This window comes from Bacteroidia bacterium, from assembly GCA_025056095.1.
Taxonomy (GTDB): Bacteria; Bacteroidota; Bacteroidia; order JANWVE01; family JANWVE01; genus JANWVE01.
On record JANWVW010000152.1, the window covers coordinates 1 to 6,822 of the forward strand.

At 38.4% G+C, this 6,822-nt stretch carries 9 protein-coding genes; 4 read left to right on the forward strand and 5 right to left on the reverse strand.

Annotated elements, in window-relative coordinates; translation table 11 throughout:
- Positions 1-113: 113 nt before the first annotated feature.
- From queG to floA, 3 genes are all read right to left on the reverse strand, one after another.
- The gene (queG, locus tag NZ519_10375) at positions 114-1,049 is read right to left on the reverse strand and encodes a tRNA epoxyqueuosine(34) reductase QueG (GenBank protein ID MCS7029153.1); all 936 of its coding nucleotides are present in this window, start codon (positions 1,047-1,049) and stop codon (positions 114-116) included.
- Positions 1,046-1,939 (reverse strand): hypothetical protein, encoded by an 894-nt coding sequence (locus tag NZ519_10380; protein MCS7029154.1) that lies wholly within the window; start codon positions 1,937-1,939, stop codon positions 1,046-1,048. Before NZ519_10380 ends, queG begins: the two co-directional genes overlap by 4 nt.
- Before the next feature lie 98 nt (positions 1,940-2,037).
- Entirely contained in the window at positions 2,038-3,003 is a 966-nt protein-coding gene (floA, locus tag NZ519_10385; GenBank protein MCS7029155.1) for a flotillin-like protein FloA, read from the reverse strand.
- 192 nt (positions 3,004-3,195) lie between these two features.
- Between floA and NZ519_10390 the strand changes: the two genes are divergently transcribed.
- A complete protein-coding gene (locus NZ519_10390; protein MCS7029156.1) occupies positions 3,196-3,387 on the forward strand; it encodes a hypothetical protein in 192 nt (63 codons plus the stop codon).
- Positions 3,327-3,479 carry a hypothetical protein gene (locus tag NZ519_10395; GenBank protein MCS7029157.1) on the forward strand — a complete coding sequence of 51 codons (153 nt, stop codon included), beginning with the start codon at positions 3,327-3,329 and terminating at the stop codon, positions 3,477-3,479. The genes NZ519_10390 and NZ519_10395 overlap by 61 nt, the downstream gene beginning before the upstream one ends.
- A gap of 16 nt (positions 3,480-3,495) precedes the next feature.
- Here the strand turns inward: NZ519_10395 and NZ519_10400 are convergent, their stop codons facing one another.
- Positions 3,496-4,104: a sugar transferase gene (locus NZ519_10400; protein ID MCS7029158.1), complete on the reverse strand. Its 609-nt coding sequence runs from the start codon at positions 4,102-4,104 to the stop codon at positions 3,496-3,498.
- Between the two features lie 21 nt (positions 4,105-4,125).
- On the opposite strand from NZ519_10400, the gene folP reads away from it, so the two are divergent.
- The gene (gene folP, locus NZ519_10405; protein MCS7029159.1) at positions 4,126-4,911 is read left to right on the forward strand and encodes a dihydropteroate synthase; all 786 of its coding nucleotides are present in this window, start codon (positions 4,126-4,128) and stop codon (positions 4,909-4,911) included.
- Here folP and NZ519_10410 read toward each other — a convergent pair.
- On the reverse strand, positions 4,897-5,283 hold the full coding sequence (locus tag NZ519_10410; protein MCS7029160.1) for a hypothetical protein: 387 nt from the start codon (positions 5,281-5,283) through the stop codon (positions 4,897-4,899). The genes folP and NZ519_10410 overlap by 15 nt on opposite strands.
- A 113-nt stretch (positions 5,284-5,396) precedes the next feature.
- On the opposite strand from NZ519_10410, the gene NZ519_10415 reads away from it, so the two are divergent.
- Positions 5,397-6,695, forward strand: coding sequence for a serine hydroxymethyltransferase (locus tag NZ519_10415; GenBank protein MCS7029161.1), 1,299 nt, complete (start codon positions 5,397-5,399; stop codon positions 6,693-6,695).
- The last annotated feature ends 127 nt before the right edge of the window (positions 6,696-6,822 follow it).

Below are 6,822 nucleotides of genomic sequence, written 5' to 3' on the forward strand. Positions count from 1 at the left end.
TCTAATCGTGGAATAAAAGAGGTTTTATCTACAAAAACGTAGTTTTCTTTGGAAAGTATCTCAAAATTACTGATGCCATACGAAAATTTTACCTTATTCATAGTTCAATAGAATTATTGTTTTTCACCTATTGAAAAACGTACATTTCTGACAAATCCTTTATACTTTGGGCGAAGAATGGGAGATTTTTTGAAAATTTTCTTAAATGTTTTTTCATCAAGCAGTAACCAATCTTTAAGCTCATATTCAGAGATTTGTGGTAAAGGCATAAAGCGAGGTTCGTTACAAGGAGTGCTAAATTTAATATTCCACGGACAAACATCTTGACAAATATCACAGCCAAATATCCAGCCGTTCATTTTATCCTTAAATTCATCAGGAATTTCTTCTTTGAGTTCAATAGTTAAATAAGAAATACACTTTTTAGCATCTACGACATAAGGTTCAACAATTGCTTGTGTAGGACATGCTTCTATACATCGAGTGCATGTTCCACAGAGGTTTTGTGTAGGTAAATCGTATTGCAATTTTTCTGTGATAATCAGTTCCCCAATTAAGAAAAATGAACCTGCCTTAGGTACAATTAAGTTAGAATGTTTGCCTATCCATCCCAAGCCACTTCGCTGTGCCCAAACTTTGTCCATTACCGGAGCAGAATCTACAAAAGCACGCCCTTGTACATCAGGTAGCAGAGTTTTTATGTACTCAAAAAGCAAACGAAGCTTATCTTTTATGACAAAATGATAGTCTTCACCCCAAGCATACTTAGCAATTTTGGCATTATTATCTTTATGTTGCGGATTTTGGGGATAATAGTTCAAAAGCACACTTATTACGCTCTCTGCGCCTTCTACTAGCAATTTAGGGTTGAGCCGTAAATCAAAGTATTTTTCCATATAAGCCATTTGACCATGTTTTTGTGTTTTGAGCCACTTCTCTAATCTCGGCGCTTCTTCCTCTAAAAATACAGCTTGGCTTATGCCACAATATTGAAATCCTATTTGATAGGCGTACTCTTTAATAGCCCTAGAAATTTGTTCAATCTTCATTTGTATCTTTGTTCAATAAAGCTCTTAACAATCTCTAAAAATTTTTGGGCGTATTTTTGTTCAGTAGAAACATAGTTTTTTTCAAAAATAGACTTGATGTATGCTTCTGTTTCGGGATATGAGTGCCTTTCTGCAAATTTAAGTACTTCAATGTATTGTTCTCTATCGCCGTTAAAAAGTTGCGTAATATATTCAAATTGGTCGTTGATAGGAATGTACTGTCTTAGTCGCGCTTCGGGTAGTTTCATACGAATGGGCTGCGTTTCCAAAAGCCAAGCGCCATACTGTACAGGATTAACTTGCAGGTGATATTCCCACCAAGTTACCATGCTTGATAAAATACCTTTTTGCTGCAACAAAGATGCTATTTTGTACAACTTAGCTTCAAAAAGCATAGCATCAATATCTTTTTGGTAATTTTTTTCAAGATAACGAATGAGAACTTCTAAAAGCAGGCTAAGTTCTGCCCAATACTCTTTGGTAATTTGCAGAATAGAAATAGGTAGCAGCGTAGTGCCTGATTCAAAATAAGTTTTTTTAAGATAAGGAATGGGTTGTGCAGTAATATCTAACCATTCTTGAATAGCTTTTTGCAACCACCTACTAAATTGAGAAAAAGGTAGATACACTTGCTGATGCACAACCTGTTGAAGGTCAAGAAAGGCTTGTACACTACTAGGATGGTGAATATCTACGCTTAATTGTTGCCAAACTTGAAAAAGAGGTTCGAAGGTATACCAAAAAATTCGTTTCTCTATGGCAGCAGGAAGGTGTTTTGCCATGATGTCTGCAGTTACAATAGCATACGACTGAAAAGGTTGAATAAGTCTATTCCAAATTTCGGTAGATAAAGTACTTTGTTTTTCAGGTTGGATAGCGTAATTTATCACAAATGTTCAAAAATAATACACACCTATCTACGTTGCAAATTGCGTTAGATAGAAGGATAGTAGTTTAAAAAGCTTTACAAGGTTAAAACATTCAGTTTTTATTCGTTTTTATTTCCTTCTGAAATGGCTAAGCGCATATCTGTGTCAGCTTGAATATTTTTTATTCTGTAATAGTCCATTACGCCGATATTACCTTTGCGTAGGGCTTCTGCCATAGCGATAGGAATTTGAGCTTCGGCTTCAATTACTTTAGCTCGCATTTCTTGAGCCATAGCAATCATTTCATGTTCTTTGGCGATAGCCATTGCTCTACGCTCTTCGGCTTTAGCTCGGGCAATTTTAAGGTCAGCTTCTGCACGCTCGGCTTGTAGCTTTGCCCCAATATTCTCACCTACATCAATATCCGCAATGTCAATTGAGAGAATTTCGAAGGCTGTTCCTGCGTCTAAGCTCTTAGCTAATACAGTTTTAGATATAGTATCAGGATTTTCAAGCACTTGTTCATGAGACTCCGCTGAACCAATCGTAGTAACAATTCCTTCACCTACGCGAGCGATAATAGTTTCTTCACCTGCGCCACCAACTAAACGATTGATATTTGCCCTTACGGTTACTTTGCATTTGACAATTACTTGAATACCATTTTTAGCAATTGCAGCTACGGGAGGAACGGTAATTACTTTTGGATTTACGGAAACTTGTACTGCTTCAAACACGTTTCTGCCCGCTAAGTCAATCGCAGTAGCTTGGTCAAAGTCCAGTTTGATGTGGGCTTTTTCGGCAGAAATTAAAGCATTTACTACGGTCTGTACATTTCCACCTGCCATGTAGTGGGCTTCTAGTTGAGATATTTCTACATCAATGCCTGCCTTTTGGGCAGTAATTAAAGGTTTAATGATACTCGCAGGGGGTACTTTTCTCAGCCGCATCCCTATTAAACGACCTATACCTATTCGTACTCCTGAAAAGATAGCAGTAATCCATAATCCAACAGGAACAAAATAGGTAAAAACTATTAGACCGATAATAATAGCAATAATTATTGCAATTGGGGAGAGACTCATACTATTGACAAATTAAATTGTAAATCTACTTTGAATAATTTAGATAAACAAATTTTTTTGCACTTTTTTAAGAATAATTCATTTTTAGTTTATTTTGGGCGTGCCCCTTGCTGCGCAAGGGTCGGGGCATTCCGCACTGCGCTTCGCTTCGGTACTTCGCTGCGCTTCGTACTGCCCTGACGGGCATGCTCCATGCCCCTCACGCAGATGACCTGTGCAATCATGTCTTTACCTTGTTTAAGCTTGAAGTACAGCTACTTACAAGCTAAACTTTGCATAAGAAACAAAGAAACAATGGTTTCAGAGATCCTTTTGCGTGAGGCATGCGGAGGGTGGGCGTTAGCCCAGTGCGGAGCGAAGCGCAGCACCGAAGCGTTAGCGTAGCCCGAAGCACGCCGACCTTGTGGGCTTTTGCCCACAAGGACACGCCCAAAAAAAATAATCAAATTTTCATTTTTCTAACCAATCAATTCTAAGCTTGCATCATGCAAATTATACTTCAAAGTTGTCATTTTTACCCTCTTTTCCATAAGCATCCTTCCACCGTAGCATAGCAAAAGGAGTTTGAAGTAGTATCCAAACATCCAACCACAAAGACCACTTCTGTATGTATTCAATATCATATTCTATACGTTCCTGCCAAGATAACCGATTTCTGCCCTTAATCTGCGCTAAGCCCGTAATACCCGGCTTAACCTTCAAACGCTGAAACTGATAAGGTGTATATTTAGCCGTTTGATAAAGAAAAGTTGGTCTAGGTCCGACTAAGCTCATCGTGCCATAGAGTACATTCCACAACTGCGGTAACTCATCTAAACCTATTAATCGAAGCCATTTACCAATTTTTGTAATCCGATACTGCTCATTCTCACCTGCATTTTTCATTTTGCCCCGCATAGTCCTAAATTTGATACAATAAAAAGGCTGATTGTACTTCCCTGCCCTAATCTGAACAAAAATGGGATTTTGAAAAGCAGTAACCACAATCAAAACAGCAATCAAAATCTGAATAGGTAGTGTAACAACTATTAAGACTGTTCCTAAAACCAGGTCAAACATCCGTTTTTGGAACTGTGCTATGGGTTTATCAATTTTGGACATTAGTAGCTGCACAAAAATACAATGGACATACAAAAGGTTAAAATCATGGGGATTGTCAATCTAACCCCTGATTCTTTCTACGCAGGTAGTCGATTCATGTACGTGGAGCAAGCAATAAAACAAATAGAAAAGCATATCCAAGAAGGCGCGGATATTATTGACGTTGGCGCGCAATCTACTCGCCCAGGAGCTACATTGATAGATGCAGACACTGAATTGAAACGTTTATTACCTGTTTTACAAGAGTTAAAACATCTTTCTTTGCCTGTGTCAATTGATACTTTTTATGCAAAAGTGGCTCAAAAATGCCTTTCTATCCGTGAAGTATGGATAAATGACATTAGCGGAGGAAATATTGACAAAAACATGCTTTCTTTTATTTTTTCTGAACAGCCTACATACATTTGGACACACTCTCGCGGAACCCCTGCAACTATGAATACACTCACAATGTACGATAACGTAGTGCAAGAAGTATACAATTGCGCTAAGCAGTTCATCTATCAAGCTCAAACACAAGGCTTTACAAAATACATTATTGACGTAGGTTTTGGTTTTGCTAAAACTGTAGCCCAAAATTTTGAGCTTGTTCGGCACTTTGAACGATTCAAAGAGTTAGGCGTGCCCTTGTTAGTTGGAATTAGCCGAAAGTCTATGATTTACAAAACGCTTCAATCTACGCCCGAAGAAGCCCTTAACGGTACTACAGTGCTACACACTTTACTTGTACAAAAAGGGGCAGACATTTTACGCGTACACGATGTAAAGCCTGCCAAAGAAGTGATACAATTGCTATCGCAGATATAGCCAAATCACTTCTGAAACGTATGTATCGCTACATTTTTGTAGTCCGAACATGATGCATATAGCCATAAACATTCCTAAAAATAAAAACCAAAATATGCGCGTTCGCCCTGGAAACAAAGCTATTTTTTGACTGTCAGGTACTTCTTGCTCTAAACTTTCTAAAAAGGTCTTTTTGTCTAAAGCTAAAAAGTCTGCTAAATCTTCTGTAATTTTATCTTCATCCCATAAAATTTTACCTTCCTGAATAAGGTCATCTATCATCCCCATAGCTCGGTCTGCATCTAATTCGTATCCTTCTCGTCCTTTCCAAGCTTCCACAATCACTTTGGTACATTTGTAAAATTTTTCGTAAGGAGGAGGTTCCAAAGCCATAACACAAAATTAAACAAGAGTAAATGAAAAAAAGTTATTCATTTGCGCCAAGCGTACATTTTTTAGCTAATGAAGTTTGTTTATGTGCAAAATATGTTTTTATTTTACTTTGTATGAAGGATACACAAGTTGCTGATATTTTACAAAGAGAGTATCAAAGGCAGTTGAGGGGCATTGAGTTGATTGCATCGGAGAACTTTGTTTCTCGGCAAGTGATGCAAGCAATGGGCAGCCATTTAACGAATAAATATGCAGAGGGATTACCTAAAAAGCGTTATTATGGAGGTTGTGAAGTAGTAGATGAAGCTGAAATTTTAGCACAAGAAAGGTTAAAAAAATTATTCGGAGCGGTTTGGGTTAACGTGCAGCCCCATTCAGGTGCTCAAGCTAATGCGGCGGTAATGTTAGCATGTCTCAAACCTGGGGATACTATTTTAGGTTTTGATTTATCTCATGGCGGACATTTGACTCATGGTAGCTTGGTCAACTTTTCAGGCAAATTATACAGACCTGTTTTTTATGGCGTAGAGAGAGAAACAGGTTTGATAGACTTCAACAAAATAAGAGAAATTGCTATAAGGGAACGCCCTAAATTGATTATTTGTGGAGCAAGTGCTTATGCACACGATTGGGATTATGCTACTTTACGAAGTGTAGCAGATGAAGTTGGCGCTATACTAATGGCGGATATTGCTCACCCAGCAGGACTTATTGCTACTAAATATCTCAAAAATCCATTAGAGCACTGCCATATTGTAACTTCCACTACACATAAAACTTTGCGTGGTCCGCGTGGAGGGATTATTATGATGGGAAAAGATTTTCCTAACCCCTTTGGAATTACCAATCCAAAAGGTGAGCTTCGTATGATGTCTGAAATCTTAGACAGTGCCGTATTTCCAGGAACGCAAGGGGGACCTCTTATGCATGTTATCGCTGCCAAAGCTGTGGCTTTTGGCGAAGCTCTTACCCCCGAATATCATACCTACTGCGGACAGGTTATCAAAAATGCACAAGCTCTTGCTAATGCTTTACTTAACATGGGCTATCATGTAGTTTCAGGATATACTGAAAATCACCTGATGCTAATTGATTTAAGAAACAAAGGCATCACAGGCAGGGATGCAGAAAACGCTTTAATACAAGTAGATATCACTGCTAATAAAAACATGGTACCTTTTGATGATAAAAGTCCATTTGTAACTTCGGGAATACGCTTTGGCACTTCGGCGGTTACTACCAGAGGACTATTGGAAAAGGACATGGAGAAAATAGCTAATTGGATTGACGCTGCTTTAACTTACAGAGATAATTTGACTGTGCTTCATCAAATTAAGCAAGAGGTGCATACATACATGATGCAGTTTCCCCTTTTTGCAGGAGAAACCGAATCTGACACATCTGCCACGTAGCTCAAAAATTGTGAAATAAGGTTATTTTTTGTATAAAGGTTGAATTTTAATTTTTTGGGCGTGCCCTTGCCCACACTTCGCTTGCGCTGGTGTGGGCAAGGTCGGCGTGCTACGGGCTACGCTAACG